This window comes from Ruegeria sp. CDSA193, from assembly GCF_059611885.1.
On the sequence record NZ_JBXWPN010000003.1, the window covers coordinates 192,624 to 218,517 of the forward strand.

Below are 25,894 nucleotides of genomic sequence, written 5' to 3' on the forward strand. Positions count from 1 at the left end.
GGAGCTATAGCGGGCAGCCACCGGGGACCGCGCGGACGTTCAAATCTGTTCATACATGCCGCGCCGGGCTATCTGGCCATCGCGGACATGCCATTCCCCCCGGGCCATCACATGCCGCACAGCGGTGTTTTCGTCAAGAACCACCAGATCGGCGTCCATACCCACTTTCAAACGGCCCTTTCGATGTAGCCTGAGCAGATCGGCGACATTAGAGGTCATCGGAGCAAGTGCATCAGACAGAGGCATTCCTTTATCGGTCAGGTCGCGCAGTGTTTCAGGCAGAGTGTCCGACAATCCCACACCGAACCGTGTAAGGTTGCCCTCACGGTCAAAGGCCGGCAAGCAGCCACCGCCGTCAGAGCTGATGGTGAAACGGTCCGCACGACCACCCAGATCGCAAAATTGGATATAGGCCTCGGCGGCTGATATGCCCGGCTCGATATGCTCGCAGGGGAATGCGGTCGCGTCGATGTAACATCCGTGCCGCGCCAACGCGACAGCCTGTTCAAAGAGGGGTTTGTTGCGATTGACATGAGTTGGATTGAAGACGCGTGCGGGGATTTCGCAGGTCGCGATTGCCTGTTCCAACATCGACAGGCCCCTGTCGCCGTCGCCCATATGGCAATGCACGATCCCTGCCTTGCCGGTCATCAGGCCCGCGACATGCGCCTCACTTGCGATCCGCAGAAACTCGTCCAGTGTCGGTTGGCTTGACCGGTGATCACTGATCGCCAGTTCCCCAACGCCGATAACCGGATCAAGGAATACTATATCACCCCGGGCGGAACCGGTCAGGGTGGTCAGAGGGACGTGATAGCCACCAGTGTGACACCAAGCCGAAAGCCCCTCCTCCCGCAGCCCATAGGCCTGCTGCACCAACGTCTGCGTGTTGCGGGTCAGATCGTCCGTCCCCAACACCCCGACAACCGACGTGACCCCGGCACGGGTGAACGAGGACAAGACCATCGGCGGCACCCGGCTGGCTGGCCCGGTTTCACCGCCACCACCCGTGATATGCGCATGTCCGTCGATCAAACCCGGAACAACCGATGCACCTTCGACGTCAACGACTTCAGCCTGAAGCGGATCCGGCAGTTCGGGTTGAGCGCTACCGAGGTAAATAATGCGTTCACCCGCGGTCAGAATATGGCCTAGACCAACAGGCTCAGGCGTATAGAGCCGCGCATTCTTAATCAGTTTCAACACGTTTCATACCCGTCAGTAAGAGCAAATACATCCTTTCTTGCACTGAAAGTCAGCAGAAGAACCATCCCTTAATTCGGAGAAAGCGTAAATGTCGGGCGCAGGCCGTAAAGGCAAAATCTTAGGAGCGCTGAGGTCAAGCTGGGCATTTGCGCAATTCGCCGCGCCAGTCGCTTTCGGATCGGAACAACCGTAAGAAGCGAATGTAGCGGAGGCAGTGAAACCTTTGTTGACAGCCGCCTCACTGAGAAAAGGCCCGCTGGAATGGTGGGCCTTTCTATTTTCACGTTCAGCTCTTTTTGCCGACATTTTCTTCGAAAGAGACTTCAAAAGCCGCCTGTTTTTCAGGGCTGGCTTCGGTCTGATACTTGGCTTTCCATTCGCTCATGGACATCCCGTAAAAGATCTGGCGGGCTTCGTCCTTGTCCATCTCAATGCCCTGTTCATTGGCCGCTTCCTGATACCAGCGCGACAGGCAGTTGCGGCAAAATCCGGCCAGGTTCATCATGTCGATGTTCTGAACATCGGTCCTGTCTTCCATCAGGTGCTGCTGCAACCTGCGGAATGCGGCGGCCTGAAGTTCGGTTTCAGTTTTCTGGTCCATGTTCTCGCTCCGGATGCTTGCCCAATATGTTCAAGATGACCTAACAACCAAAGCGGGCCGTTTCAATCATCAGCAACACCTCAGTGCGCTAGGCCAGTTTCAACGCCAGCCAGGGCACGATGGAAAAGATAAGCACCAGAATTTTGTAATTGGCCAGATACCTGAAATACGCACGTTTTACATCCGCGCGGTCCATCTGGAACATCCGACTATGGATGCCAGCCGCCCAATCCTGCATCAGCACGACCATCAGGGTCGAAAACAGTAACACAGCAAGGTTGATCACCGCCATCCAGCCGAAAACAGATGTCAAAAGCTCTTGCGTCATGATCGCCTCCTTTCGCCTGATATATGGGGTTTCGGGCGTGGTCGCTCAATGGTGCGCGGGCTCTCAGCTGCCGAAAGTCACAATTCGCTATGCGAAAGGGCGTCTTCCAGGACAATTCCCAGACGTTCGGCCCATGCACGCTGCCCCGCGTGATCGGCGATCAGGTCATTGCGCAGTTCGATTAACGCATTAGGGCGGCCAAAGGTAGTGCAATGCTTGTCGATCGCATCGCCCTGCAGAACGCCAGTATAGGGTTCATTGACGCCAACACATAGGTCCTTTTCAGCCTGCAACCGGTGGATCAGTGGGCGCGAAAAACGCTCATCCGGAGTGTGCAGCACACCGACATGCCAGGGACGCGGCTCGCGTCCACGCAACTGCCGGGTGAAGGAATGCATCGACACGATCACTGCATGGGGGAGTGCGGCCAGCTCAGCCAATGCCCTATGGTAAGGGCGGTAACACATGTTCAGACGCCGCTCGCGCTCATCCGCATCGGCGTGACGGTTGCCTGGAATGATTGACCCATCATACAATTTCATCACAAGAGTCGGGTCGTCCTCGCCTCGGTTCGGATCGATCACAAGGCGCGAGAAATTCGCCGCGATCACAGGGGCGTTCAGAATTTCACCCAGATGTTTCGATACTTCATAGGCGCCCACGTCATAGGCGATGTGGCGCTCCATATCCTCACGCGGCAGGCCAAGATCCCCACCATTGATTCCCGGTGGAACAGTATTGGTCGCGTGGTCACATGTGATCAGCCAGCGGGAAGGGCGATCCGCGCCATGGATAAAAAACGGAGAATACGTCATAAGCCTGTCATGTTGTTTCCGGCAGGTTTAGGACAGTTGCTTCGGAAAGGGAATTGCGCAATAAGCGGGCAGAGTCGATGTTTGCGGTAACATTCGCGCAAATTCAGGACATGATTTGAGGAGAACAAGGTCAATGCGACGCCTGAGAAATGTGAAAATCGTGGCGACGCTGGGGCCGGCGTCCAATGACTATGACACCATTCGCGCATTGCACGAAGCCGGAGCCGACGTATTTCGCCTGAACATGAGCCATGGCAGCCATGACGAAATCCGCGAGCGGCACCGGATCATCCGTCAGGTCGAAAAGGATCTGGACAGCCCTATCGCCATACTTGCAGATCTGCAGGGGCCAAAGCTGCGTGTCGGCGTATTTGCCAATGATGCGGAAGAGCTGATCGAGGGTGCCGTGTTTCGGTTGGATCTGGATCCGGCCCCGGGCGACGCAGGCCGCGTATGCCTGCCCCATCCCGAGATTTTTGCTGCGCTGGAACCCGGTGCGCGCCTCTTGGTCAATGATGGTAAAATTCGCCTGATCGTACAGGATTGCGGCCAGGATCATGCGAATTGTACCGTCGAGGTCGGCGGGACAATTTCGAACCGAAAAGGCGTGAACGTGCCGGATGTCGTGCTGCCCTTGGCCGCGTTGTCCGCCAAGGATCGTGGTGATCTGGAATTCGTCTGCCAGCTGGGTGTGGATTGGTTGGCGCTGAGTTTCGTTCAGCGGGCCAAGGATGTTTTTGAGGCTCGGGCACTGGCCGATGGGCGCGCCTCGATCCTGTCCAAGATTGAAAAGCCTGCTGCGGTTGAAGCGTTTGACGACATCCTCGATGCCTCTGACGGCATTATGGTTGCGCGCGGAGATCTGGGCGTGGAGCTACCGGTTTCTGCAGTGCCCCCGATCCAGAAACGTCTGGTCCGCCGGTGCCGTAGCGCCGCCAAGCCGGTGATTGTGGCCACACAGATGCTGGAAAGCATGATCGAAAGCCCGATGCCCACGCGCGCCGAGGTTTCAGATGTGGCAACCGCAATCTACGAAGGCACGGATGCCATCATGCTGAGTGCGGAATCTGCCGCTGGCTCATATCCGATCGAGGCCGTGCAGACCATGAACAAGGTCGCCATCGAGGTCGAAGCCGACCCCACTTATGATCAGATTATCGCAGCATCGCGCACGGCAAAGGGAACAACCGTGGCCGATGGTATCGTCGCCGCCGCTCGCGAAATTGCCGAGAAAACGGATATCAAGGCCATCTGTTGTTTCACTCAAAGCGGTACAACTGCGCTGTTGACCGCGCGCGAACGCCCCGGAGTTCCGATCATTGCAATGACCCCAGCAAAGGTAACAGCCCGTCGGTTATGCCTGAGCTGGGGCTGCCATTGCGTAATGACGCCCGAGCTTGAGCGTTTCAAAGGGGCGGTCGTCAGCGCCGCCCGTGCTGCTCGTTCTGGTGGATTTGCAACTGACACGGATCAGATCGTTGTCACCGCCGGTGTTCCGTTCAACGTGCCCGGCACGACCAATATCCTGCGGATCGCGCCTTGCGACGAAAGGCTGATCTATAACACGGATCCTGGCTGATCAGGCGGGTATGACATTCTGCCCGACCGGTTCCTTGACGATTTCCATCACGGTAAAGGAACTGGTCTGGTGAATGCCCGGAAGCTTATTGATCTTTTCCCCCAGGGTCTGGCGGAAATGGGCGATGTCGCGTGTGCGAACGGTTAACAGATAGTCAAACGACCCCGCCACCATCAGGCAGCTTTCGATTTCGGTGACATCGCGCACGGCATCGTTGAATTTATCCAATGAGTTCTCAGACGTTGCAGCCAAGGAAACCTGCACAACCGTCATATGCCCGAGACCCAACCGCTCCTTGTCCAGAACGGCGCTGTATCCGGTGATATAGCCTGTTCTTTCCAGTCGTTTTACACGCTCTGAGCACGGGGTGTTGGTCAGGTTTACCCGCATGGCAAGCTCGACGATCGGCAGGCGGCCATTGGCTTCCAATTCCCGCAGGATGCGTTGATCGATCTTGTCCAATTCTCTGTCCATTAGGAAAATTCCCTGTAATTTTGGCGCATAATGGGGTAATTTACTGAGAATAGACCAAAAATAACACCATTTCCTAGTGATTTTTCCTGATACTGGCTTGAGGGCAGTCTACAATAAATGCTCCAAGTTCCGGCTGCCCTGCCGGGGGCACGGGCCCCGGTCAAATGAACAATAAATGGAGGAACGAGATGACAACAAAAATTGTCATAGGACTGGACGGGACAGAATCCGGAGAACGTGCCATCGCTTTCGCCAAAGATTTGGCTGAAAGAATTGGTTCATGCGAGCTTCTGGTTGCATATGTCATTGAATGGTCGCCCTACACTTTTCAGACACCTGAAGAAAACGCAAAGCGGCACATGCGGCGTGAGGAGGAGATTGAACTAGCAACGACACGGGTGGTGGCACCCGCCGTCGACGCCCTGAAGGCCGCGGGCTTCGCCGCGACCGGAGTGGTGCGCCACGGAGATGTGGCTGAAACGCTGAATGCCATCACGGTAGACAGCAAGGCCGTACAGATTGTCGTTGGACGCTCGTCCGCGGATGGCCTCAAAAAGCGTATCTTCGGCAGTTCAACACAGAACCTTGTGATGCATGCCGATGTACCGGTCACGGTCGTGAATTGAGGGAGGCACAGGAATGAAAACACTATCTCAACTGGGATTGGCAGCCGCCACCCTGATGGCCAGCCCCGTCGCCGCGCAAGAGGCGCCCGGGTTGGACGAAAAGATCAATCAGACTTTTGCCGACATCACCGGACCGTTCGTCAGTTTCATATTCGCGCCAATTCCCGGGACAGGATTTCCCTGGATCGTGATGTGGTTGGTTATCGCGGCGTCGGTCTTTACTCTGTACTTTGCTTTTGTGCAGATGCGCTTTTTCGGCCACGCGATAAGTCTGGTCAAAGGCGACTATTCCGATCCCAACGATGCGGGTGAGGTTAGCCACTTTCAGGCATTGGCCACTGCCCTGTCGGGCACGGTCGGGCTTGGCAATATCGCAGGCGTTGCCGTTGCTGTTGGCATTGGTGGCCCCGGGGCGACCTTCTGGATGATCCTGGCTGGTCTTCTGGGCATGGCGTCAAAATTCACCGAATGTACACTTGGCGTAAAGTATCGCAACGAATACGAAGACGGCAGCGTCTCGGGCGGCCCGATGTACTATATGTCCAAGGGTTTTGACGAGCTTGGCCTACCCGGAGGTAAGATCCTGGCGGTTGTGTTCTCGATCTTCTGTATTCTTGGAGCGCTGGGCGGGGGCAACATGTTCCAGGCCAATCAGGCGCATCAGCAGATTGCAGGCATCGTCGGGAATTACCCGGGTTGGATCACCGGTGTGGTCTTTGCGGTTGTCGTGTTCATGGTGATCGTCGGTGGACTTAAATCCATCGCGCGAGTGACTGAAAAAGTTGTGCCCTTTATGGGCGTGATGTATGTCGCGGCGGCTCTGGTCATCATCGTCATGAATGCGGATATGATCGGTTGGGCCTTTGGTCAGATCTTTGCCGGTGCGTTTACCGGTCTTGGTGTGGCCGGCGGTATGGTCGGTGCTCTGATCCAGGGCTTCAAACGGGCCGCGTTCTCGAACGAGGCCGGCGTTGGATCTGCTGCGATTGCCCACTCGGCGGTGCGCACAAAGGAGCCGATCACAGAAGGCTTTGTTTCGCTGCTTGAGCCGTTCATCGATACGGTCGTGATCTGTACCATGACTGCGCTGGTGATCATCATCACACAGCAGCTGATCATCGACCCCGAGACCGGCAACTATATGTTGAACGAAGCAGGAAGCGCTATTGCGACCGTTGACGGCAACTCAGGCGTCAGCCTGACCTCTGCCGCCTTTGGCAGCGCGTTCAGCTGGTTCCCCTATGTTCTGGCGATTGCGGTGATCCTGTTTGCTTTCTCGACTATGATCAGCTGGTCCTACTATGGCCTCAAGGCCTGGACCTATCTGTTCGGTGAGGGGCACACCAAAGAGCTGGTGTTCAAGATCATCTTCTGCGTCTTCGTGGTGATCGGTGCTGCGGCCAACCTCGGCCCGGTTATCGACTTCTCGGATGCGGCGATCTTTGCGATGGCGGTTGTGAACGTCTTTGCGCTCTACTTCCTGATGAAGATCGTTCGTCAGGAACTGGCATCGTATAGTGAAAGACTGAAAAGCGGTGAGATCCGCAAATACGGTCACTAAATAGACCACCGGGGCGGCCTGCGTCGCCCCGGTGCCTGACTGGGCTGCTAAAATTGCAGATTCAGCCAAAACCCCCTTGCCAGTATGGTCGAACTTGCGTAAACGGCGCTTCTGATCGCGTGACCGGCCGAGATGGCATGCCGAGTCGCGTTTCGAACCGAACCCCGAAAGGAGACGGAAATGCCTAAGATGAAGACAAAGTCGAGCGCCAAAAAGCGCTTTAAGGTGACTGCGACCGGTAAGGTCCTTGCTGGCCAGGCCGGCAAACGTCACGGCATGATCAAGCGGACCAAGAAATTCATCCGCGATGCTCGTGGCAACACCACCCTGTCCGCCCCCGACGCCAAAATCGTCAAGGGCTATATGCCCTACGATCGATAAGAGGAGATTAAGACATGTCCCGCGTTAAAGGTGGAACCGTAACTCACGCCCGTCACAAGAAGGTTATCAAGGCCGCCAAAGGTTACTATGGCCGCCGCAAAAGCACCTTCAAGGTTGCCCGTCAGGCCGTAGACAAGGCCAACCAATATGCAACCCGTGACCGTAAGAACCGCAAGCGTAACTTCCGCGCGCTGTGGATCCAGCGGATCAACGCTGCTGTACGTTCGCATGACGAAGCCCTGACATATTCCCGCTTCATCAACGGCCTGAACCTGGCCGGTATTGAAGTGGACCGTAAAGTTCTGGCCGATCTGGCCGTGCACGAACCGGAAGCGTTCGGCGCGATCGTCGCCCAGGCTCAGGCTGCTCTGACCGCCTGATCCTCTGTAAAGAGACAGTGAATAAAGGGCCGTTCCGTTTGGGGCGGCCTTTTTTGTTACTGGTAACTGGTAGGGTCCGCTTTGAACCAAGAAGGCCGGATGCTGTGCAATGTCTGTCTGCTCGATTACTGAGAACGGTCAAACGATCTTGGGTTTATTCGCGATTTGGCTCACATAGGACATAAAACCAAAAAACATCTTGGCAGATACTCTGCGTTTCGCTTCTGATTTCAAAGCCTCTGCAGTTTCGGAAAATAACAGACCCTCTTCCACCATGCGGTCTGCTCCGCGTTCAATTACGGTGAGAAAATAGGTCGCTTCCCCTTCTGCCACATATCCATGACCTTTCCGGGCCCCAAGTTGAAATCCGGCATCGACCAGGATGCCTGAAATCTGACGCATTATCCAAAGATTAGTGACATTTTGATTGATCATGAATTTGATGAGTTGATCGAGCGGATCAAAGTCCGCGATCTGCGCAGTTGCGGTACTGTAGTCGCCATCACAAATTGCCAGCACACCTCCGGGCTTCAAAAGGCGGAAGGCCTCTTGAACAACGTCTTCAGGTCCAGGGACGTGGCACAACAACGTGTGCATTAACACAAGGTCAAAGGTCTCGCTTTCAAAACCTGTGTTTTTGGCATCCCCGATATCAAAGCTAAGTCGATCATCATCCCCAAAGCTCTTCTGGGCCCGTGCGACCATGACGGGCGAGGGTTCAATTCCATGAGCCGTTGCGGCTCCTGCAAGCTCCAACAAATCTCGGGTAACGTGTCCTGTTCCTGAACCAAGCTCCAGCGCCCGTGCACCTTTGGGGAGCCTCAGGTTTTCCATGTAGGCTTTGCGAATTGCAATCTGCGCAGGCTCTAAACAGCGCACTTCCATTGCTGTTGCGATCCGCTCTTGAAGGGCGGTGTCTTGCGCGCCGAGGTCAGAGTATGGATCGGCCATAAGTTAACTCATTTGAAATGGACCACAGGAGGACATGATAGACCAACATTTTCATCGGCGCCAATAGCGGCCATTGAGGCCCATTAGTCGTGTAACGGGGCATCTCCGGCCCCCTGTCCCCTAGCTACACCAGCAACACGTAGGGGCTTCGCCATCATCATGTGTGAAGTTGGCTCCTGAAAACCGCAACTCAGCGCGTAATATGCCGCCTGGTTTCGACCATACCAATACCCTTTGTCAGGCTGAGTATGCCTATTCTCAAAGCGGCCTGTCAGGATGCAGGATCACCAACTATCGTGTTCAGATCGCGCTCAGAGATTTTGGTGCCGCACCCTCTTTGCGCCGTTCATCCCGACCAAGACCTGCACGCGGCACCAAATGTTGTCAAATTCGTTGCGACCACCCCATGCCACACAAACGCCCAGCATGGGATTTCTTTAGAGTGCTGCCTTGCGGCTTTCGTCCAGATAAATCTCGCGCAGACGTTTGGCTATGGGTCCCGGCGTGCCGTCGCCCAGCGCTGTGCCGTCAATTTCAACCACAGGCATGACAAAAGCACTGGCAGAGGTGGTGAACGCCTCATCAGCCTCCTTGGCCTCGTCGATAGTGAACAGGCGTTCTTCGACAACCATCTGCGCTTCAGCTGCCATTCGCAGAACGGCCTTGCGGGTGATGCCGTGCAGGATGTCGCTCGACAAGGGCCGGGTGACAATCTTGTTGCCTTTGACAAAATACGCGTTGTTGCTGGTGCCCTCGGTCACATAGCCGCCTTCGACCATCCAGGCATCATCACAGCCCGCGGCCTTGGCCATCATCTTGCCCAGCGAGGGATAGAGCAGCTGTGTCGTCTTGATGTCGCGCCGGCCCCAACGGATATCCTCGATCGAGATGACCTTGGCACCTTTCCGGGCAGCAGGGCTGTCTGCCAGACCCGGCTTGTTTTGGGTGAACAAAACCAGTGTGGGTTTGGTATCAGCCGCAGGAAATGCAAAATCCCGGTCGCCGTCGCTGCCGCGCGTGACCTGAAGATAGACCAGCCCCTCTTCAATGCCGTTCAACTCAACCAGCTTGCGGTGGATCTCCAGCAGCTCGTCCTTCGAGCAGGGTTCAGCCATCTGCAATTCGTCCAGCGAGCGCTTGAGGCGGACCGCGTGGCCTTCGAAGTCGATCAGCTTGCCGTCCAGAACGCTGGTCACCTCATACACGGCATCGGCCATCAGGAAGCCACGATCAAAGATCGACACTGTGGCTTCGGTTTCGGGCAGGTAGTCGCCATTCACATAAACGGTGCGGGTCATGTCAATCTCCTTAGCCCCAGAGCGCCGCCAATGGCGGGTACACTCCGGCATCATCAAAAGTCAGCGGGTTGTCGCGGTCTTCGGCCAACAGAAGTGGTCCGTCAAGGTCCGTTACCATCGCACCCTGCGCCAGCAATGTCGCAGGGGCCATCGCCAAAGAGCTGCCGACCATACAGCCGACCATGATGTCATAGCCTTCAGCAATCGCCGCTTTGCGCAGCTCTAGCGCTTCGGTCAGACCTCCGGTCTTGTCGAGCTTGATGTTGATCACATCATATTTGCCCTTCAGTTTGGGCAGGCTGGCACGATCATGGCAGGATTCGTCGGCGCATACGGGAACCGGGCGCTCCATCCCGATCAGCGCGTCATCGTCACCGGCGGGCAGAGGTTGCTCGACCAAGGCCACACCCAGGCGCACAAGATGTGGCGCAAGATCGGTGTAAACGGCGGCGGACCAACCTTCATTTGCGTCCACGATGATCGTCGCATCCGGTGCGCCTGCGCGAACGGCTTCAAGTCGGGGCATGTCATCCGGCGTGCCCAGTTTGATCTTTAAAAGCGGGCGATGTGCATTCGCAGCCGCCTGCGCCTGCATCACCTCGGCGGTGTCCAACGACAATGTATAGGCCGTGATTTCGGGGCCAGGCTGAGGCAGCCCAGCCAGATTCCAGACGCGTTTACCGGAACGCTTGGCCTCAAGATCCCACAGCGCACAATCTACGGCATTCCGTGCAGCGCTCGCAGGCAATAAGTCCATCAGTTGCACTCGGTCGAAACTGTCGGGCAATCCGGCAATTTCAGCCTCGACCGAATCCAGTGTTTCACCATAACGCGCATAGGGCACACATTCGCCCCAGCCCTGATACTGGCCGTCAGAAATGCGTACAGTCAGAACCTTGGCCTCGGTCCGTGACCCACGTGAAATTGTAAAGACCTGAGCCAGCCTGAATACATCGCGAGAGACGTCAATTTGCATAACATACCTTTTCCTGGCAGAGCCGCCCGGATTTTCCAATTTAGATCCGGGCCGGCGGGACCAGACCGCTTTATACTGCTGCCAGCGCGTCGACCAGCTTGCCTGCACCAAAACGGAACGGGTCCGTCGCGGGCAGCCCCATGTCGGCTTCGACCTGTGCCAGATAGGCGGATGCGTCTGCTTCGCTCATATGCTGCGTGTTGACCGAAACACCGATGACCTGACACTCAGGATTGGCAACCTTGGCCAGCGCCAGCGCCGTGTCCCGCAGAGCCTGCAAAGATGGCAAACTATAGGTCGGCAGACCGCGCATATGCTCGCGGGTGGGTTCATGGGACAGGATCAACGCGTCCGGTTGACCGCCATGGATCAACGCCATTGTCACACCGGAATATGACACATGAAACAGTGACCCTTGCCCTTCGATCAAGTCCCAGTGGTCGTCATCATTGTCGGGTGTCAGCCATTCGACCGATCCCGCCATGAAATCTGCGATCACCGCGTCCAGCGGTACACCGTCACCGGTGATCAGAATGCCAGTCTGGCCAGTAGCTCGGAAGGTCGACTTCATGCCACGCTTGCGCATCTCGGCATCCATGGCCATCGCGGTGTACATCTTGCCAACCGAACAATCGGTGCCCACGGCAAGACAGCGCTTACCTTTACGTTTGATGCCGTTGGCGATTGGATAGTCGACCGACGGAACCCGCACATCATGCAGCTTGCGGCCTGTTGCTTCGGCGACTGCGACTAGATCGGGTTCATCACACAAAAGGTTGTGCAGGCCCGAGGCCAGGTCGAAACCTTCCTCCAGCGCCATGACCAGCACCTTTTTCCATTCCTGACTGATCACACCACCACGATTGGCCACGCCGATGACCAAAGTCTTGGCCCCGGCCTCTTTGGCCTTAGCCAAGGACATGTCGGTCAGGCCCAGATCGGCTTTACAGCCCTCCATCCGGTATTGACCCACGGCGTTTTCCGGACGCCAGTCCTTGATTCCAACGGCAACCTTGGCCGCCAGCTGGTCGGGCGCATCGCCCAAAAACAACAGATACGGTGTCTCGATCATTGCGGTGCACTCCTTTGATTCTGGCGCAGGCTATGGGACGGGCAAGGCGAGTGTTTCTCGATTTCGCCCAGCATCGCTGGATCCCGCAGGAAAATTTCGCGCAAATATCGTAGCTTGCGCAAAATTCTTTCAAGTTTTTAAAGCGATTAAACTTTAATCACCAGAGACACGGCGCATTGCGGCGAATGCTGCGACTGCATTGCCGCAGATGCACAAACGTGCTTGCGGAGACCTGCGCAATTTAATACCTCATAAGGCAACAAAATCGCAATTTCCTTTCCTGCACGAGGTCCAGATGAGCTTTCGCATTCAACCCGCCGCCCCCGCGCGCCCTAACCGTTGTCAGTTGTTCGGCCCCGGGTCGAACACCAAGCTGTTCCCCAAGATGGCGGCCTCTGCAGCGGATGTGATCAATCTTGACCTTGAGGATTCGGTTGCACCATCTGACAAGGATACAGCGCGTGCCAATGTCATCGAGGCGCTGAACACCCTCGATTGGAGCACTAAATACATGTCCGTACGAATCAACGGGCTGGATACGCCTTACTGGTACCGCGATGTCGTAGATGTGATGGAGCAGGCCGGAGATCGACTGGACCAGATCATGATCCCCAAGGTCGGGTGTGCGGCGGATGTCTATGCGGTGGACGCGTTGGTCACCGCCATCGAACGCGCAAAAGGCCGTACCAAACCAATCAGCTTTGAGGTCATCATCGAATCCGCAGCTGGCCTCGCCCATGTCGAAGAAATCGCTGCCTCGTCCCCCCGGATGCAAGCCATGAGCCTTGGGGCCGCCGACTTTGCGGCCTCGATGGGCATGCAGACAACTGGCATCGGCGGCACGCAGGAAAATTATTACATGCTGCGCGAAGGTGAAAAACACTGGTCCGACCCGTGGCACTGGGCGCAGGCCGCCATCGTTGCCGCCTGCCGCACCCATGGCGTGCTGCCGGTGGATGGACCGTTCGGCGATTTCAGCGATGACGAAGGCTATATCGCGCAGGCCAAACGTTCTGCCACTTTGGGCATGGTCGGCAAATGGGCAATCCACCCCAAACAGATCGCGCTGGCCAACCAGGTCTTCACCCCATCGGACGAGGCGGTGTCAGAGGCCCGCGAAATCTTGGCCGCCATGGAGCAAGCCAAGGCCAATGGCGAAGGTGCGACGGTCTACAAAGGGCGTCTGGTCGATATCGCCTCGATCAAACAGGCCGAGGTGATCGTGGCCCAGGCCGAATTGATCGCTGCCAATAGCTAAAAGTAGAAAGGCGCCTCACCGGGCGCCTTTTTCTTACCGTCCGAAGACATCATTGGGTGTCCAGGTGAACCTTTCGCCCTTTTTCCCAGATTTCATCATCAGACAGGATGTTCCGAGCTTCTGGAAATAGATGATCTTGAGCGCGTACCACCCGGCTTTGGGCACATCGACTTCGGTCCGCTGATTGGCCTCGCAGCCCTGAATGCCCGAGACTTGTCCAATGTTCTGGCCTCCGACGAATGCCTCTATCCCGTCATTTGACCACGTTTCCAACTCGTAGATTCCAGCAGAGTCGAACCGCATGTACCCCGTAATCTCGGCGGCGACATTGTAAGCGCCGTCAAACGTCATGACGTCCTGACCCTTACTGGTGTCCCTGTAATCCAAGCCCCGCAACGGTTGTCCGGGCTGCGCTTTAGACAGCATGCTTTTTGCATGGCTCAGATCTCGGATCTTCTTGTGTTGATTGCCAGTGCCAAAGTAATTCACATTCAATCCCGCCTTGGGGCTGGGCTGTGGGTTGGCAGGCTGCAGCTTTAACGGAGCTGCAAAAGATGCACCCGAAATCATCACCAAAGTTGCGACCAGTGCTCCGGTCCGAACAAGTTTCATCGTCTTCTCCCTGAATACGACCGGTTGGGGTTGTCCCCATTTTTGGTCAAATCTTCGGCAAGACAGTAAAACGTGAATCCAACTCCGGCAAGCCGGTACAGAATCATCTTTCCAATGTCAGGCCCGCATATCCTTGGGCGAGCCCATGACGACATAGGACGTGATCGACGTGACATGGGGCAAAGTCCCCAGAACTTCGGTGTGAAAAGTTTTGTAAGACGACAGATCGGCACATTCCACGCGCAACAGGTATTCGATCGTGCCGGTGATGTTATGGCACTCCACCACCTCAGGCGCGCGCTGCAATGCACGCTCGAACCCTTCCTGAGCGGCCTTTGTATGTTCGCCCAGCCCCACGCCAATATAGGCGACAAAGCCGATGCCCAGCGCAGGTGGGTTCAATACAGCACGATAGCCCGAGATCACGCCCGCGCGCTCTAATTCCTGAACACGGCGCAAACAGGCCGAGGCTGACAGCCCGACCCGATCGGCCAATTCAAGGTTGCTTATCCGCCCATCACGTGTCAGCTCACGCAATATATGGCTATTTATTCCATCCAACTTGATCATTAATTGCAGAATTACCGCAATAACCAGCGCAAACGCAATTTCATTTGGGCGGATTCCATCAATTATCTGCGATATGAACCCTGAATTGCTATTTGCCCTCGTCACCTTTGCCTTCGTCTCGTCGATCACGCCTGGACCCAATAACCTGATGCTGATGGCCTCGGGCGCGAATTTCGGGTTTCGACGCACAATCCCACATATGTTCGGAATCGGATTGGGCTTTACAATCATGGTCCTTCTGGTCGGAACGGGGCTGGTACAGGTGTTTGATGCCTATCCGATCAGCTATACCGTGTTGAAAGCGGCTTCAGTCGCATACCTGCTGTATCTGGCATGGAAAATTGCGCACTCGGCCCCAGCCGAATCGGGCGCACCTGCGGGGACACCGATGACGTTTTTACAGGCCGCAGCATTCCAATGGGTCAATCCAAAAGCCTGGGCCATGGCCCTGACAGCAACAACCGTATACACCCCCGATCGCTCCCTGAACGCCATCGTCATTGTCGCGATTGTTTTCGGCGCAATCAATTTGCCCTCAGTCAGCACATGGACGGTACTCGGGCAGCAGATGGCGCGGATTCTCACGAACCCACACCGACTGATGCTGTTCAACTGGGTGATGGCGGGGCTGCTGGTCGCGTCGCTCTACCCTGTGCTTTGGCCCGTTTGAGAACGTTCGCAGGCTGGCAATGACCGGTCATCAAGACCCTTTTGAGGGTGAATACGGGCACCCCTACCAACCCTTTAAATCTTGCTGAGTTGCATCCGGGGCAACGTCAGGCCATATAGCAGGGAACTTCCGCGTTGAGAGGCGTCATGACCCAGTATCTGGAATTCGAAAAACCCCTGGCCGAGATCGAAGGAAAAGCCGAGGAACTGCGTGCGCTGGCGCGCGCCAATGAAGAGATGGATGTGGCCGCAGAGGCCGCCGCTCTGGATGCCAAGGCTGAAAAGCTGTTGGACGAACTCTATGCCGATCTGACGCCATGGAGAAAATGTCAGGTCGCTCGTCACCCTGGACGTCCCCATTGCAAAGACTACGTGGAAGATCTGTTCACCGAATTCACACCTCTGGCAGGCGATCGGAATTTTGCTGACGACCTGGCCGTGATCGGCGGTCTGGCGCGGTTCAACGATCAACCTGTTATGGTGATCGGCCACGAAAAGGGCAGCGACACCAAATCGCGCATCGAACGCAATTTCGGAATGGCTCGCCCCGAAGGGTATCGCAAGGCTGTCCGACTGATGGAGATGGCAGGACGCTTTGGACTGCCGGTTATCACCTTGATCGACACGGCTGGCGCCTATCCCGGCAAAGGCGCCGAAGAGCGCGGCCAGTCCGAGGCGATTGCCCGCTCGACCGAAATGTGCCTGAAGATCGGCGTCCCGTTGGTCTCGGTCATCATCGGCGAAGGTGGATCAGGCGGTGCGGTGGCTTTTGCAACGGCAAACCGTGTCGCGATGCTGGAACATTCGGTCTATTCGGTCATTTCACCCGAAGGCTGCGCCTCGATCCTTTGGAAAGATTCAGAGAAAATGCGCGAAGCAGCCGAAGCGTTGCGGCTGACCGCGCAAGACCTGCACAAGCTGGGCGTTTGCGACCGGATCATTTCGGAACCCAAAGGCGGCGCACATCGTGATCGCGCCGCGACCGTGGACTCCGTGCGGGATGCAATTACGGCGATGCTCAAGGATCTGGACGGCAAGGATTCTGCCGCCCTGATCAGAGATCGTCGTCAAAAATTCCTCGACATCGGCTCAAAAGGGCTGGCTGCGTAACCCTCCTCAGCCCCCCAACTGCCTCAGCAGCGCAACTGAGGGCTCTCCGGTCGCGGGCAGCCCATTGGCCCGCTGGTACGCAGAAATCGCGGATGTCGTGTTTTTACCGACTACTCCATCTGCGCCTTCGGTGTCGTACCCGGCGGATGTCAGGCGGCGCTGTAGCTCTTTGCGATCTTCAAGCGTCAGACCAGTCGCATCCGGTCCGAAAGAGGCCTGGAACGGCGCGCCTCCGGCAATCCGGTCTGATAGATGCCCTACCCCGATCGCGTAGCTGTCCGAGTTATTATACCGTTTGATCACCTGAAAATTGCGGAACACGGCGATGCGGGGCCCTGGCACCTGAGGTTGCAGCACGGCAACCGGCGTGCCGGATACCGTCCCGGCCTCACCACCCCAGGGCTGACCACGCACCCAACCCGAACGCGCCAGATAAGCCGCCGTTGATGCCAGCGAATCCGTTGGATCGTCGGACCAGATATCGCGCCGTCCATCGCCGGTGAAATCCACCGCATAGGCCAGATAAGAGGTCGGGATGAACTGCGTGTGCCCCATAGCACCAGCCCAACTGCCTGTCATGTTGGCAGGCGTCGTGTCGCCGTTCTGCAGAATCTTCATCGCTGCCATCAGTTGGCTCTCAAAGAACTGCCCGCGCCGACCGTCATAGGCCAGCGTCGACAGGGCCGATACAACAGGCACATCCCCACGCCGCGCACCATAACGGCTTTCAAGCCCCCAAATTGCCACGACAACTTCTTTGTCCACGCCGTACTGCGCCTCGATCTGAGACAGCGTTCCCGCATGACGCACCAGCATTTGCTTGCCGGTCGCGATCCGTTCATCTGAGGTTGCAATCGCCAGGTAGTCTTCAAGCGACCTCTTGAACTCGACCTGATTTCGGTCCCGCTCGATCACTCCAGGCAGATATCCGGCGCCCTGGAAGGCGCGGTTAATTGTGCTTTGCGAAATCCCCTGTGCGGCCGCGCGGCTTTTGAAGCCCGCCACCCAGGCGTCCCAGCCCGCGTTCCGAACCGGTTGCATGCGCGCGGCCGGCGCCGAAGAAGGCACGCCATCCGTACAGGCAACCAACAAGCCGGAGCCCAGCCCAAGGGAAAATAACCGTCGATCAATCATGGTTGAAAACTGCTCTTATTGTGATTTCTCACAGCCTAGCGCAGAGAAATCGCCGGGGCCAGAACAGCGATACCGAACCGGGCGATTTCGGCAGCTTCGGCAACAAGCCGCTTAGCTGACCAGCATCCGCAGGCCCTGTGTAACATCCGAGCGAACCGCAAGGCGCAGACCCGGCTCATCCCCGGCCTTTAGCGCCGCAATTATCAGCTTGTGGTGATGCGGTGGTTCCGTTCGCCGCAGCCGCCCATAAAGCGCGCGCATCGTCGGCCCAAGCTGCAACCATACGGTTTCGGCAATCGCCAGCATCGCTGGGGCCTGCGCCCGCAGATACAGAGTTCGGTGAAACTCCAGATTGGTGCGAATATATCCAACGGCATCACGTTTGGTGACCATCTCGGCCACCGTCATGTTGATGCTCTGCAATCGGTCAATCAGGGCAATATGCGCACGCGGCAATGCCCGGCTCGCCAGCTCGACCTCAAGCAAAGCCCGCAGCGCGGCCAACTCCTCGATCCGGTCATTGGTCAACTCAGGCGTAGAAACGCGGCCCGAGGAAGACAGAAACAACGCCCCTTCAGCCGCAAGCCGACGCACCGCCTCTCGGGCCGGTGTCATTGAGACACCAAACTCTTTGCCAATTCCCCGTAAGGTCAGTGCCTGACCGGGGGCGATATCACCATGCATGATGCGGGATCGCAGGGCCCGGTACACCCGGTCATGCGTTGCGGTCTGCGTTTCCGAGGGGCGTGTGTTCAACATGTCTCTATGTGATCACAAACACCGCACAGGTCAACTCGCAGGCGTGTCAAATCTGTACTGGTGCAGCTGCGCCCCGTTGTCGCGCAGCCAGCGCCGCTGTTCTTTGTAATCTCCGAATAACCACTCGACCTGGGCCCAAAAGGCTGGGGAATGGTTCATCTCGGCCAGATGCGCCACCTCATGTGCGGCAACATAATGCAGGACGTCTGGTGGAGCGAGAATCAGCCGCCAGGAAAACATCAACCCACCCTCAGAACTGCATGATCCCCAGCGCGATCGGGTATCCCGAATAGAGATGCTGGCATAAGCCCTACCCAACATCGCTGCGTAGTCATCACATGCGCCGGTCAGCCGGTCGCGTGCCAGTTCTTTCAAAAAGCGCGCCAAACGTCGCGCTTCAGCGCCTTCAGGTACTGAAATCTGATCCGCCTGCAACAGAACGCGTCGGCCCGTTGCCCGGACAATGCGCCGTTGGGTGCCCTCAACAGGAATATGCTGCCCAAATTGAACCACCGAGGGGTCTGGCCGATCACTCAGGTGCTGCCGAATCCAGCTTTCTTTTTGGCGGGCAAAGTTCAACGCATCGGATTCAGCGACACCGTTTGGATAGGTCAGTGTAACACGCCCGTCCAACTGGGATATACGCAGACTGATCCGCCGTGCCCGCGCCGATTTGCGCAATGTCAGCGGCACCGGAGGCGATCCTGGCAGTGCGTGATCTCCCATAGGTCTGTTTCTCCTGCTCAAAGGCTTTGACAGTGCCCGCTGCTTGTGGCACCTGACCTGAATCGTCGATACGACTCACCTGATATCAAGGGGATTGGACATGCCCAAGGAAGAATGGGGTGTAAAGCGCGTTTGCCCGACCACCGGTAAACGGTTTTATGACCTGAACAAAGACCCGATCGTTAGCCCTTATACCGGCGAGATCGTGGAACTCGAAACCGGTAAAAGCCGGATGATCGCAGCAGATGCAGAAGATGCTGCATCGGCCAAGGCGCGTGAAAACGCGCCTGAGGAAGAACTGGTTCTGGATGACGACGACGAAGTCGAAGTCGATCTGGATGATGATCTGCTGGATGACGATGATGACAGCAGTGATGAAGTTCCGCTGGACGACATCACTGACATTCCAGCAGAGGACGATAGCTGATCACGGTCAGAGGCGGCCTCGCGCCGCCTCGCGCCATTTGCAATCTGGTTGCAAAATTTTAACGGCGACGCCTGTTTTTGGACTTGCGCTTAGCGCCACTGTCTCATAAACGTCCGCCCACTGCTTCTGCAGTACCTGTATGGGGCCTTAGCTCAGTTGGGAGAGCGCTTGCATGGCATGCAAGAGGTCAGGGGTTCGACTCCCCTAGGCTCCACCAAATCCTAACAGTTCAACATGATAGTACGCATTAGAGCGGTGTGACACACAGGTGTGACACAAAATGAAGCTGCATGCGTATCTCTCACTGTCCCGACATGGCATCTACTACTTTCGTTGGCCACTACCCGACACAAGGCCAAAACCCCACAACAGACCAAACACCACACGTAAGACCCTTCGGGTGTCATTGCGTACGAGATGCCCTAAAGAGGCTGGAACTCTGGCACGGCGTCTTGCAGTGTGCGGCGACACAATAACAAAGCACATAGAAGCATCGGGCATGAACCACGGCGAACTGCGCACAAAGGTGCGTGAGCACTTCACGGAAGTACTAATGAAGGCAAAGGCACGTAGGGATGAACTCGGCCCCTATTCCGAGCTAGAGAAGGAACGCATCGCCGACACCATCCGCCACCATGAAGCGGGTAATGAAGACTACTGGGACCTGCTTGGCAGAGACTACGCCCGCTCAGAACTTGATAAGTTTTGTAACGGCGCGGGGGTTGAGCAGCCCAAGACGCGCGAAGACGCTTTTCTGATTTTAGGTGAAATTAAGAAAGCTCAGTTGGCACTGGCCAATGCTTTACTGGAACACGATAAGACTTTTGAGAAATACGATTTTGGCACGCAGCCCAGCGCGCCTGTGAACGCCCCAGAGAGCGGTCAGCCTAGTTCCGACACTGTCTCAGCTAAAGTTGCGAAGAAGTCCACAGACGCGCCTTCCAGCCCGCTCCTGTCCGTCCTGTTTGCCGAGAGAAAAGCTGAGGCGGAACAGACAGGTCAATGGTCAGTCAAGCTGCTGAACGACTATCAGGCTTGGACAGACCTATTCATAGAATTGCAAGGCGACCGTCCGGTACTAGACTACAAGAAAACAGACGCACGCGACTTTAAGAATGTCCTGATTGAGCTTCCAAGCAACAGGAATAAACTACCGCAAACGATAGGCCTAACACCTAGAGAAGCAATACGAGCAGCTAAAGACCACGGTCTGCAAACGCTATCCGTAAGTACAGTCAACAAGGCCTTGGGAAGGCTGCAAGGGATATGGAAGTGGGCGGACAAACAGTTGGACGAAGAGGTCGTAGACATCTTTGGACCGATGAAGATAGCTGACAACAACAACGCCAGAAACCAACAAGACCCGTTCAGCAAAGAGCAACTGCAGATCATCTTCAACAGCCCCCTGTACACAGGGTGCAAATCGAGGCGGTTCCGCACAGTGCCGGGAGATACAGACCTAAGCGATACCAGTTGGCATTGGCTTCCGCTGCTCGGCCTATGGACAGGCGCACGTCTGAACGAGTTGTGCCAGTTGAGCGTTGAAGACATCGACCAAGAAGAGGGCATACCCCTAATTCGGGTCCAAGAGGGCGACGAAGACCAGCGCGTCAAGTTCGGCAAAAGCAGGCTTGTTCCCATACACCCCGAGTTAGTCCGGCTAGGCTTCCTCCGCTTTGTACAGTCTCAGCGACAGGCAGGCCACGAGCGGATATTCCCTGAACTAAATCTGGGGGCTACAGGCTACTACTCAGATCAGGCCAGCAAAGACTTTAACCGCTACATCGACAGAATTGGCGCGAAGACGGCCAAGACCTCTTTCCACTCTTTCCGCCATAACTTCAAAGATGCTTGCCGTCATGCTGGTGTACAACCTGACATCAATGACATCCTCTTGGGTCATGCGCTGCCCGGTATGGCGGGGCGCTATGGCGACGGCAACGTTCCTTTGCCGGTATTGTATGAGGCAATGCGCAAGGTCACGTACAATAAAATGTCCTTTGAACACGTCAAAGGCTATCCGTAGCATGAGGTCACAAACTGGCCTGCCGTCCGACAACTAAGTTATGAAGCATGACTGCTTATCGAAACAGAAGACACGCTACTCGTCACCTCCCGAGATGTCTGCCAGAAGCAATGTCTCGGCCTTTATAGATCTTATCTCGGAGACCAATTCTCGCAACTCGTTTACGAGCAGGTCCTGATGTTCCTCTGGTTCGCCTTCTTGGTCATCTTCATGCAATTCCGGTTCGGGTGGCTGCAAGTAGTCCATCTCCCCGCCTTTCTTGCTAAAGGCGACGTATTTTTTAACAGCCGTTTCGAGGTGCGCATCGTGTTCTGGCTCATAGGCGTCTTCAGCGCGCTCCTTCAGGCCCTTAATTATGTCCTTTACCAGATCGCCCTCCCGTTTCTTTAGATCGTCTCTCATAGACTTTTCAATCGTCTCGTTCGAAATGCGCTTATGCCTTAAATCTTCGATCGCGTTTTGAACCCGCAGGACATCGAGAACGATCCCAGAAACCTTCTTCGACATGAATGCAAACGCTGAAATGAGCATCATGCTACCCGTCACGCAAACAACTATGGACCCATTTGTCGCTCCCACGACCTTCAAGTCATGTGGTGTCTGTCCAACCAAGTGACCAATACCTCTTGCGATATCGTTCCAGTCGTTGGACCATTTCTTCATATCCGCGATATCTCCGATTGAAGCGTCCTGCTTAAACTGGATACGCGCCGAAGCCATGTCGCCGTTCAAATCATCCGTTAAAACATCCGGTTTAAAGCCATTGTTTTTCAACTCGGCTACGAGCGAACTGAGCGTTTGGATAGCATTGTTAACGCTTGTCAACGCTTGACCGATTTCAGAAGCCGAAGTTGCAGGATCATAGCTCGACTGCGTTACAACACGCTCAACGAACTCAGCACCTCTGTTCCCGAGATATGGCGCAACACCCATGTCGTCGAGATGTGCAACCTGCTGGAAGTTAAGCTCCGTCATTGGCATCGACTTGAGGGCCAATATCAGCTCCTCCAACGGTTCTCGAACTGGTTGCTTCTGGTTCTGTGACGCATTGTGATTGAGGACAGTTCTGAGCTTTTTGTATTGTTCGCTCAGATTTGGACCTTCCTCGTCATACCAACGAGCCAGTTCGAACACTTCTGCTACTTCCATTCTTTAAATAACCTCTTCTGATGCCAATGAATTTATTGGAATGATCTGGCTAATCTTTCGGGAATTTTTCGGTGATATTCAACTCTTGTCTCACAAAGATTTAGCTGCACGACATTCCAACAGAATTTCCCAGCATATTTTTTCGTGCCCCTATCTATAGGTATCTGAGGGCGTCCTTCCCCCATACCCCCTCGGTTTCGATCGCATATTTACAATGCAGATAACTTCTCCGATTTGTGCGTTCTCTGTCTAAGAACGATCCAAGAGGCGCGTCATCATGAAAGACGGTTCAACATCTGAACTACGGAAATACCTTGCTGCGGCAGACCTGACCAACAAGGAGGCGCTCAATGAGTACTCTACCTTAATTCAAGGCGTAGAGCTTTGTGACAGTTTCTTCTCTGAACAGCTTCTTAAAGAGAGCCCTAAGATGGGTGCTACGCAAGGCATCCTCGCAATGCAGGCACGTATGCTACTTTTTAGCGCAACCCGAATGGCCCTATCAGGACATGCAGCAGCTACACTGCCACTACTGAGGACGTCACTAGAAGCCGCTTGTTATTCCTATATGGTTGGTCACGATAGTGATAAAGAGACGATCTGGCTCAATCGACACAAAAGTGAAGAGGCAGGCCGCGCCTGCAGAAGAGCCTTTACGTCGGCGGTTACTGATGCTGCAAAGCTCATTGAGGCACAAGACGGAGTTTCAGTCGGTACGCAGCAGTTAATTAGTGGCGCTTACCAAGCATCCATCGACTTCGGTGCCCATCCAAATCCCAAATCTGTTCTACCGCATCTGCGGATAGATAAAGAACGCGAGGACGGTAAAATCGAAGTCGGGCTTGTTGCTCTCCACTCTCTAGGGACGTTCGAGTACAACAGATCGCTTTATGCATGTGTGGAGTACGGCTTCATTGCCGCGCTCGTAATTGCCTGTGGGCTACGCGAACGGGGCGAGGAAGTAATGATCGGCCTACATGAACTCAATGACGCCAAAGAAATGTTGGTGTCGGAGTATTTCACAGAAAGTGTGGATTGAAGGCGAACTACACAACAGCGACTGCCTCACTGGACCCTGCCCCAGCGACACAACTGGCACACAGGCAAAGTGTGTCTCACAGATGTTGACTTTGCATTTTGAGACAGTATGTATCTCAATATCTAAGACTTTGAGAGACGGATAAGATCATGCTTGTTGGCTATGCCAGGACTTCCACTTTAGATCAGACGGCTGGACTTGATGCTCAACTACGGGAACTGGAACGAGCTGGGTGCGAGAAGGTATTTACTGAACAGGTATCCTCAGTGGATGTCAGAGCGCGTGAGAAGCTCACAGAGGCGCTGAATTTCATCCGTGAGGGCGATCACCTAGTAGTCACCAAACTGGACCGTCTTGCACGCTCTATGGCCCACCTAATGGAAATCCGCAGTCAACTTGAGGGCGTTGGGGCGCATCTAACAGTTTTGGGATTGAACCTCGACACCTCAACTGCTCAAGGCAAGCTGATGTTAAATCTATTGGGAAGCGTTGCCGAGTTTGAGCGGGAGATTATGCTGGAACGTCAGCGGGAAGGAATTGCTAAGGCAAAGGCTGCAGGTAAGTACAAGGGTCGCAAACCTACGGCAAAGGCAAAGTCGGTTGATGTGATTGCTCTTGCGAGTGAAGGGATCGGCGCTACGGAAATCTCGCGTAGGCTAGGTATTGGTCGGGCGTCCGTGTATCGGATACTTAGTGCTCGACAATAGCTTTTCTTCGAGATGTATAAAGGCTCTTGTTTGGTGCGCATTGCTCAAAACAATCTATCTTCTTTGCACTTAGGGTGCACCAGATTTGTCATAATCTAACAACCTTTTGGCGCCTGCTAACAAGCGGTCGCACTTCAAAAAACCCAAGTAACAAAATGTCCATTCAAATTCTGAGCCTGGTGCACAGCAGTGCAGCGTTAGATCAACTTCAACAAAGGAATGGTTTGAATTGTTATGCTAAAATTCCTGTTGAAATCCGCTTTTTGGGCACTTGAAGCAAGTTACAATACACCTGAAAGAAAAGGCGCCAGAGGTGAACGTCGGGTGCATTCAGCACTCACATCAGTATTGAACGAAAAAGACTATCAGGTCTTGTCAGATTTAACGCTTCCCGTAGCCGGTGGCACTACTCAGATCGACCATCTCCTGATCTCTCGCTATGGCATCTTTGTTATTGAGACAAAGAACATGTCCGGTTGGATTTTTGGCAGTTCCGACCAACGTAGTTGGACCCAAGTGCTAAAAGGCGGCAAGCGCCGCAGTTTTCAAAATCCGCTTCGGCAGAACTATGCCCACGTGAAGGCCGTCCAAGTCATCTTGGGTATTGAGGAAAGTCTTTTACACAACTTTGTGGTGTTTACGGGCTCGGCCCGACCAAAAACGGCGATGCCAGAAAGCGTCGCTTGGGGACTGCAAGACCTCGGAAGGCTAATTGCAGTCGAGAAGAAGATTGCACTCTCGGACGTACAAGTGACCGCGTACGTAGCGAAACTACGCAACATAGCCTTGGAAAACAGCAGGGAGACGAAGAAAGAACACCTGAAAAACTTGGAGAGGATGGCTGCTTCCAAAATAAAAAGCTCGACAGACAGGCCTAGTGGGCGAATAGGCCAAGCATCTTGCCCGAGATGCGGCGCTAATATGGTCAAACGCACTAACAGGAAATCGGGTAGTGCTTTCTTTGGGTGCGTGGAATTTCCCAAGTGCCGTGGAACACGAAAGGCTACTTAGAAGGTTGGAGAAAATGCTGTCCGTTTTTCGGTTCAGCTTAAGCCCTCCCTCAATTGAGCAAATAACCGGCCAGACAGATTACAAAAAGCGTGATCTGTCTGCCCCGCTGGATTATCACCAGATGAGTATCAATACCTCTTAGTTGTAGTATATACATTATATATGCAATTGATATTATACTGGTTGCTCTTCTAGACTAAACAAACAAACCACTACCTAGCGATTGAGCCAATAGAAATTTAATAATAATAAACAAATACTTAACATCATACTATTGCCGGTAGTATGACCAAAAAATTGCCTATCGCAATATCGCCTAAATCTATTAACTGATGCACAGTGCAAAGTACTTCGATGGTAGGTCCTTTGTCAGCACTAGTGACTACAACTATAGTGAATTCGGTTTGAACATTCGGACAATCTATCCATTTTCAAAGTCATTCGGTTTG

At 54.9% G+C, this 25,894-nt stretch carries 28 protein-coding genes and 1 tRNA gene; 14 read left to right on the forward strand and 15 right to left on the reverse strand.

The window, feature by feature from the left end; translation table 11 throughout:
• Nucleotides 1-39: 39 nt before the first annotated feature.
• From iadA to AC2FLG_RS06390, 4 genes are all read right to left on the reverse strand, one after another.
• On the reverse strand, nucleotides 40-1,203 hold the full coding sequence (gene iadA, locus AC2FLG_RS06375; RefSeq protein ID WP_496705492.1) for a beta-aspartyl-peptidase: 1,164 nt from the start codon (nucleotides 1,201-1,203) through the stop codon (nucleotides 40-42).
• A 289-nt stretch (nucleotides 1,204-1,492) separates the two neighbouring features.
• Nucleotides 1,493-1,807 carry a DUF1244 domain-containing protein gene (locus tag AC2FLG_RS06380; RefSeq protein WP_282027702.1) on the reverse strand — a complete coding sequence of 105 codons (315 nt, stop codon included), beginning with the start codon at nucleotides 1,805-1,807 and terminating at the stop codon, nucleotides 1,493-1,495.
• An 88-nt stretch (nucleotides 1,808-1,895) separates the two neighbouring features.
• Entirely contained in the window at nucleotides 1,896-2,135 is a 240-nt protein-coding gene (locus AC2FLG_RS06385; RefSeq protein ID WP_142637915.1) for a DUF6868 family protein, read from the reverse strand.
• 77 nt (nucleotides 2,136-2,212) lie between these two features.
• Nucleotides 2,213-2,950 (reverse strand): N-formylglutamate amidohydrolase, encoded by a 738-nt coding sequence (locus AC2FLG_RS06390; RefSeq protein ID WP_496705494.1) that lies wholly within the window; start codon nucleotides 2,948-2,950, stop codon nucleotides 2,213-2,215.
• Nucleotides 2,951-3,083: 133 nt separating this feature from the next.
• Here AC2FLG_RS06390 and pyk point away from each other — a divergent pair, with 133 nt between their 5' ends.
• The gene (pyk, locus tag AC2FLG_RS06395; RefSeq protein ID WP_496705496.1) at nucleotides 3,084-4,529 is read left to right on the forward strand and encodes a pyruvate kinase; all 1,446 of its coding nucleotides are present in this window, start codon (nucleotides 3,084-3,086) and stop codon (nucleotides 4,527-4,529) included.
• Here the strand turns inward: pyk and AC2FLG_RS06400 are convergent, their stop codons facing one another.
• Nucleotides 4,530-5,003: an Lrp/AsnC family transcriptional regulator gene (locus tag AC2FLG_RS06400; protein ID WP_142637909.1), complete on the reverse strand. Its 474-nt coding sequence runs from the start codon at nucleotides 5,001-5,003 to the stop codon at nucleotides 4,530-4,532.
• Nucleotides 5,004-5,191: 188 nt separating this feature from the next.
• On the opposite strand from AC2FLG_RS06400, the gene AC2FLG_RS06405 reads away from it, so the two are divergent.
• The 4 genes from AC2FLG_RS06405 to rplT all read left to right on the forward strand — a co-directional run bounded on the left by AC2FLG_RS06405 (nucleotide 5,192) and on the right by rplT (nucleotide 7,951).
• Nucleotides 5,192-5,629, forward strand: a complete 438-nt coding sequence (locus tag AC2FLG_RS06405; protein ID WP_142637907.1) for a universal stress protein — start codon at nucleotides 5,192-5,194, stop codon at nucleotides 5,627-5,629.
• Nucleotides 5,630-5,642: 13 nt separating this feature from the next.
• On the forward strand, nucleotides 5,643-7,190 hold the full coding sequence (locus AC2FLG_RS06410; RefSeq protein WP_281995541.1) for an alanine/glycine:cation symporter family protein: 1,548 nt from the start codon (nucleotides 5,643-5,645) through the stop codon (nucleotides 7,188-7,190).
• Nucleotides 7,191-7,370: 180 nt separating this feature from the next.
• Nucleotides 7,371-7,571 (forward strand): 50S ribosomal protein L35, encoded by a 201-nt coding sequence (gene rpmI, locus AC2FLG_RS06415; protein ID WP_010443552.1) that lies wholly within the window; start codon nucleotides 7,371-7,373, stop codon nucleotides 7,569-7,571.
• Nucleotides 7,572-7,585: 14 nt separating this feature from the next.
• Nucleotides 7,586-7,951, forward strand: coding sequence for a 50S ribosomal protein L20 (rplT, locus tag AC2FLG_RS06420; RefSeq protein WP_142637903.1), 366 nt, complete (start codon nucleotides 7,586-7,588; stop codon nucleotides 7,949-7,951).
• A 138-nt stretch (nucleotides 7,952-8,089) separates the two neighbouring features.
• Here rplT and AC2FLG_RS06425 read toward each other — a convergent pair whose 3' ends face one another.
• From AC2FLG_RS06425 to dgcN, 4 genes are all read right to left on the reverse strand, one after another.
• Nucleotides 8,090-8,902, reverse strand: coding sequence for a methyltransferase domain-containing protein (locus AC2FLG_RS06425; RefSeq protein WP_345742204.1), 813 nt, complete (start codon nucleotides 8,900-8,902; stop codon nucleotides 8,090-8,092).
• A gap of 437 nt (nucleotides 8,903-9,339) precedes the next feature.
• Nucleotides 9,340-10,200: a D-amino-acid transaminase gene (locus tag AC2FLG_RS06430; protein ID WP_496693027.1), complete on the reverse strand. Its 861-nt coding sequence runs from the start codon at nucleotides 10,198-10,200 to the stop codon at nucleotides 9,340-9,342.
• A 10-nt stretch (nucleotides 10,201-10,210) separates the two neighbouring features.
• Nucleotides 10,211-11,176, reverse strand: coding sequence for an N-acetyl-D-Glu racemase DgcA (gene dgcA, locus AC2FLG_RS06435; protein WP_496705498.1), 966 nt, complete (start codon nucleotides 11,174-11,176; stop codon nucleotides 10,211-10,213).
• 70 nt (nucleotides 11,177-11,246) lie between these two features.
• Nucleotides 11,247-12,248, reverse strand: coding sequence for an N-acetyltransferase DgcN (dgcN, locus tag AC2FLG_RS06440; RefSeq protein WP_271950080.1), 1,002 nt, complete (start codon nucleotides 12,246-12,248; stop codon nucleotides 11,247-11,249).
• 295 nt (nucleotides 12,249-12,543) lie between these two features.
• On the opposite strand from dgcN, the gene AC2FLG_RS06445 reads away from it, so the two are divergent.
• Nucleotides 12,544-13,506, forward strand: coding sequence for an L-malyl-CoA/beta-methylmalyl-CoA lyase (locus AC2FLG_RS06445; protein ID WP_496702238.1), 963 nt, complete (start codon nucleotides 12,544-12,546; stop codon nucleotides 13,504-13,506).
• A gap of 33 nt (nucleotides 13,507-13,539) precedes the next feature.
• On the opposite strand, the gene AC2FLG_RS06450 is transcribed toward AC2FLG_RS06445, so the two are convergent.
• Both AC2FLG_RS06450 and AC2FLG_RS06455 read right to left on the reverse strand, forming a co-directional pair.
• Nucleotides 13,540-14,118 carry a PA14 domain-containing protein gene (locus AC2FLG_RS06450; RefSeq protein ID WP_496693971.1) on the reverse strand — a complete coding sequence of 193 codons (579 nt, stop codon included), beginning with the start codon at nucleotides 14,116-14,118 and terminating at the stop codon, nucleotides 13,540-13,542.
• A gap of 117 nt (nucleotides 14,119-14,235) precedes the next feature.
• Nucleotides 14,236-14,688, reverse strand: a complete 453-nt coding sequence (locus tag AC2FLG_RS06455; protein WP_496693972.1) for an Lrp/AsnC family transcriptional regulator — start codon at nucleotides 14,686-14,688, stop codon at nucleotides 14,236-14,238.
• A 73-nt stretch (nucleotides 14,689-14,761) separates the two neighbouring features.
• On the opposite strand from AC2FLG_RS06455, the gene AC2FLG_RS06460 reads away from it, so the two are divergent.
• Together AC2FLG_RS06460 and AC2FLG_RS06465 are read left to right on the forward strand one after the other, a co-directional pair.
• Nucleotides 14,762-15,358: a LysE family translocator gene (locus tag AC2FLG_RS06460; protein WP_496705499.1), complete on the forward strand. Its 597-nt coding sequence runs from the start codon at nucleotides 14,762-14,764 to the stop codon at nucleotides 15,356-15,358.
• A 146-nt stretch (nucleotides 15,359-15,504) separates the two neighbouring features.
• Complete coding sequence (locus AC2FLG_RS06465; RefSeq protein ID WP_142637885.1) at nucleotides 15,505-16,467, forward strand: acetyl-CoA carboxylase carboxyltransferase subunit alpha; 963 nt, start codon at nucleotides 15,505-15,507, stop codon at nucleotides 16,465-16,467.
• A gap of 6 nt (nucleotides 16,468-16,473) precedes the next feature.
• Here AC2FLG_RS06465 and AC2FLG_RS06470 read toward each other — a convergent pair whose 3' ends face one another.
• The 3 genes from AC2FLG_RS06470 to AC2FLG_RS06480 form a co-directional block, all read right to left on the reverse strand.
• Nucleotides 16,474-17,601, reverse strand: coding sequence for a lytic murein transglycosylase (locus AC2FLG_RS06470; protein WP_496705500.1), 1,128 nt, complete (start codon nucleotides 17,599-17,601; stop codon nucleotides 16,474-16,476).
• Nucleotides 17,602-17,712: 111 nt separating this feature from the next.
• A complete protein-coding gene (locus AC2FLG_RS06475; protein ID WP_271950069.1) occupies nucleotides 17,713-18,360 on the reverse strand; it encodes a GntR family transcriptional regulator in 648 nt (215 codons plus the stop codon).
• A 30-nt stretch (nucleotides 18,361-18,390) separates the two neighbouring features.
• Complete coding sequence (locus tag AC2FLG_RS06480; protein ID WP_496701200.1) at nucleotides 18,391-19,086, reverse strand: M48 family metallopeptidase; 696 nt, start codon at nucleotides 19,084-19,086, stop codon at nucleotides 18,391-18,393.
• Nucleotides 19,087-19,186: 100 nt separating this feature from the next.
• Between AC2FLG_RS06480 and AC2FLG_RS06485 the strand changes: the two genes are divergently transcribed.
• The 3 genes from AC2FLG_RS06485 to AC2FLG_RS06495 all read left to right on the forward strand — a co-directional run bounded on the left by AC2FLG_RS06485 (nucleotide 19,187) and on the right by AC2FLG_RS06495 (nucleotide 21,539).
• A complete protein-coding gene (locus tag AC2FLG_RS06485) occupies nucleotides 19,187-19,513 on the forward strand; it encodes a TIGR02300 family protein (protein WP_496693020.1) in 327 nt (108 codons plus the stop codon).
• Nucleotides 19,514-19,654: 141 nt separating this feature from the next.
• Nucleotides 19,655-19,730 (forward strand) — tRNA-Ala (locus tag AC2FLG_RS06490).
• Between the two features lie 282 nt (nucleotides 19,731-20,012).
• A complete protein-coding gene (locus tag AC2FLG_RS06495) occupies nucleotides 20,013-21,539 on the forward strand; it encodes a site-specific integrase (protein ID WP_496705501.1) in 1,527 nt (508 codons plus the stop codon).
• 75 nt (nucleotides 21,540-21,614) lie between these two features.
• On the opposite strand, the gene AC2FLG_RS06500 is transcribed toward AC2FLG_RS06495, so the two are convergent.
• The gene (locus tag AC2FLG_RS06500) at nucleotides 21,615-22,688 is read right to left on the reverse strand and encodes a hypothetical protein (RefSeq protein ID WP_281973133.1); all 1,074 of its coding nucleotides are present in this window, start codon (nucleotides 22,686-22,688) and stop codon (nucleotides 21,615-21,617) included.
• A 277-nt stretch (nucleotides 22,689-22,965) separates the two neighbouring features.
• On the opposite strand from AC2FLG_RS06500, the gene AC2FLG_RS06505 reads away from it, so the two are divergent.
• From AC2FLG_RS06505 to AC2FLG_RS06515, 3 genes are all read left to right on the forward strand, one after another.
• Nucleotides 22,966-23,727, forward strand: a complete 762-nt coding sequence (locus AC2FLG_RS06505; RefSeq protein WP_496689983.1) for a hypothetical protein — start codon at nucleotides 22,966-22,968, stop codon at nucleotides 23,725-23,727.
• A gap of 149 nt (nucleotides 23,728-23,876) precedes the next feature.
• The gene (locus tag AC2FLG_RS06510) at nucleotides 23,877-24,434 is read left to right on the forward strand and encodes a recombinase family protein (RefSeq protein ID WP_480665850.1); all 558 of its coding nucleotides are present in this window, start codon (nucleotides 23,877-23,879) and stop codon (nucleotides 24,432-24,434) included.
• Between the two features lie 234 nt (nucleotides 24,435-24,668).
• Nucleotides 24,669-25,445 carry a nuclease-related domain-containing protein gene (locus AC2FLG_RS06515; protein WP_496705502.1) on the forward strand — a complete coding sequence of 259 codons (777 nt, stop codon included), beginning with the start codon at nucleotides 24,669-24,671 and terminating at the stop codon, nucleotides 25,443-25,445.
• The last annotated feature ends 449 nt before the right edge of the window (nucleotides 25,446-25,894 follow it).

Bases quoted from the DNA above. Each gene is read 5' to 3' on its own strand.
- pyk (WP_496705496.1), top strand. From the start codon at position 3,084: ATGCGACGCCTGAGAAATGTGAAAATCGTGGCGACGCTGGGGCCGGCG.
- AC2FLG_RS06385 (WP_142637915.1), bottom strand. From the start codon at position 2,135: ATGACGCAAGAGCTTTTGACATCTGTTTTCGGCTGGATGGCGGTGATC.
- dgcN (WP_271950080.1), bottom strand. From the start codon at position 12,248: ATGATCGAGACACCGTATCTGTTGTTTTTGGGCGATGCGCCCGACCAG.
- AC2FLG_RS06380 (WP_282027702.1), bottom strand. From the start codon at position 1,807: ATGGACCAGAAAACTGAAACCGAACTTCAGGCCGCCGCATTCCGCAGG.
- rpmI (WP_010443552.1), top strand. From the start codon at position 7,371: ATGCCTAAGATGAAGACAAAGTCGAGCGCCAAAAAGCGCTTTAAGGTG.
- AC2FLG_RS06455 (WP_496693972.1), bottom strand. From the start codon at position 14,688: ATGATCAAGTTGGATGGAATAAATAGCCATATATTGCGTGAGCTGACA.
- AC2FLG_RS06460 (WP_496705499.1), top strand. From the start codon at position 14,762: ATGAACCCTGAATTGCTATTTGCCCTCGTCACCTTTGCCTTCGTCTCG.
- AC2FLG_RS06495 (WP_496705501.1), top strand. From the start codon at position 20,013: ATGAACCACGGCGAACTGCGCACAAAGGTGCGTGAGCACTTCACGGAA.
- AC2FLG_RS06485 (WP_496693020.1), top strand. From the start codon at position 19,187: ATGCCCAAGGAAGAATGGGGTGTAAAGCGCGTTTGCCCGACCACCGGT.
- AC2FLG_RS06390 (WP_496705494.1), bottom strand. From the start codon at position 2,950: ATGACGTATTCTCCGTTTTTTATCCATGGCGCGGATCGCCCTTCCCGC.
- AC2FLG_RS06445 (WP_496702238.1), top strand. From the start codon at position 12,544: ATGAGCTTTCGCATTCAACCCGCCGCCCCCGCGCGCCCTAACCGTTGT.
- AC2FLG_RS06510 (WP_480665850.1), top strand. From the start codon at position 23,877: ATGCTTGTTGGCTATGCCAGGACTTCCACTTTAGATCAGACGGCTGGA.
- AC2FLG_RS06410 (WP_281995541.1), top strand. From the start codon at position 5,643: ATGAAAACACTATCTCAACTGGGATTGGCAGCCGCCACCCTGATGGCC.
- rplT (WP_142637903.1), top strand. From the start codon at position 7,586: ATGTCCCGCGTTAAAGGTGGAACCGTAACTCACGCCCGTCACAAGAAG.
- AC2FLG_RS06470 (WP_496705500.1), bottom strand. From the start codon at position 17,601: ATGATTGATCGACGGTTATTTTCCCTTGGGCTGGGCTCCGGCTTGTTG.
- AC2FLG_RS06400 (WP_142637909.1), bottom strand. From the start codon at position 5,003: ATGGACAGAGAATTGGACAAGATCGATCAACGCATCCTGCGGGAATTG.
- AC2FLG_RS06450 (WP_496693971.1), bottom strand. From the start codon at position 14,118: ATGAAACTTGTTCGGACCGGAGCACTGGTCGCAACTTTGGTGATGATT.
- AC2FLG_RS06425 (WP_345742204.1), bottom strand. From the start codon at position 8,902: ATGGCCGATCCATACTCTGACCTCGGCGCGCAAGACACCGCCCTTCAA.
- AC2FLG_RS06515 (WP_496705502.1), top strand. From the start codon at position 24,669: ATGCTAAAATTCCTGTTGAAATCCGCTTTTTGGGCACTTGAAGCAAGT.
- AC2FLG_RS06505 (WP_496689983.1), top strand. From the start codon at position 22,966: ATGAAAGACGGTTCAACATCTGAACTACGGAAATACCTTGCTGCGGCA.
- AC2FLG_RS06465 (WP_142637885.1), top strand. From the start codon at position 15,505: ATGACCCAGTATCTGGAATTCGAAAAACCCCTGGCCGAGATCGAAGGA.
- AC2FLG_RS06430 (WP_496693027.1), bottom strand. From the start codon at position 10,200: ATGACCCGCACCGTTTATGTGAATGGCGACTACCTGCCCGAAACCGAA.
- dgcA (WP_496705498.1), bottom strand. From the start codon at position 11,176: ATGCAAATTGACGTCTCTCGCGATGTATTCAGGCTGGCTCAGGTCTTT.
- AC2FLG_RS06500 (WP_281973133.1), bottom strand. From the start codon at position 22,688: ATGGAAGTAGCAGAAGTGTTCGAACTGGCTCGTTGGTATGACGAGGAA.
- AC2FLG_RS06480 (WP_496701200.1), bottom strand. From the start codon at position 19,086: ATGGGAGATCACGCACTGCCAGGATCGCCTCCGGTGCCGCTGACATTG.
- AC2FLG_RS06405 (WP_142637907.1), top strand. From the start codon at position 5,192: ATGACAACAAAAATTGTCATAGGACTGGACGGGACAGAATCCGGAGAA.
- AC2FLG_RS06475 (WP_271950069.1), bottom strand. From the start codon at position 18,360: ATGTTGAACACACGCCCCTCGGAAACGCAGACCGCAACGCATGACCGG.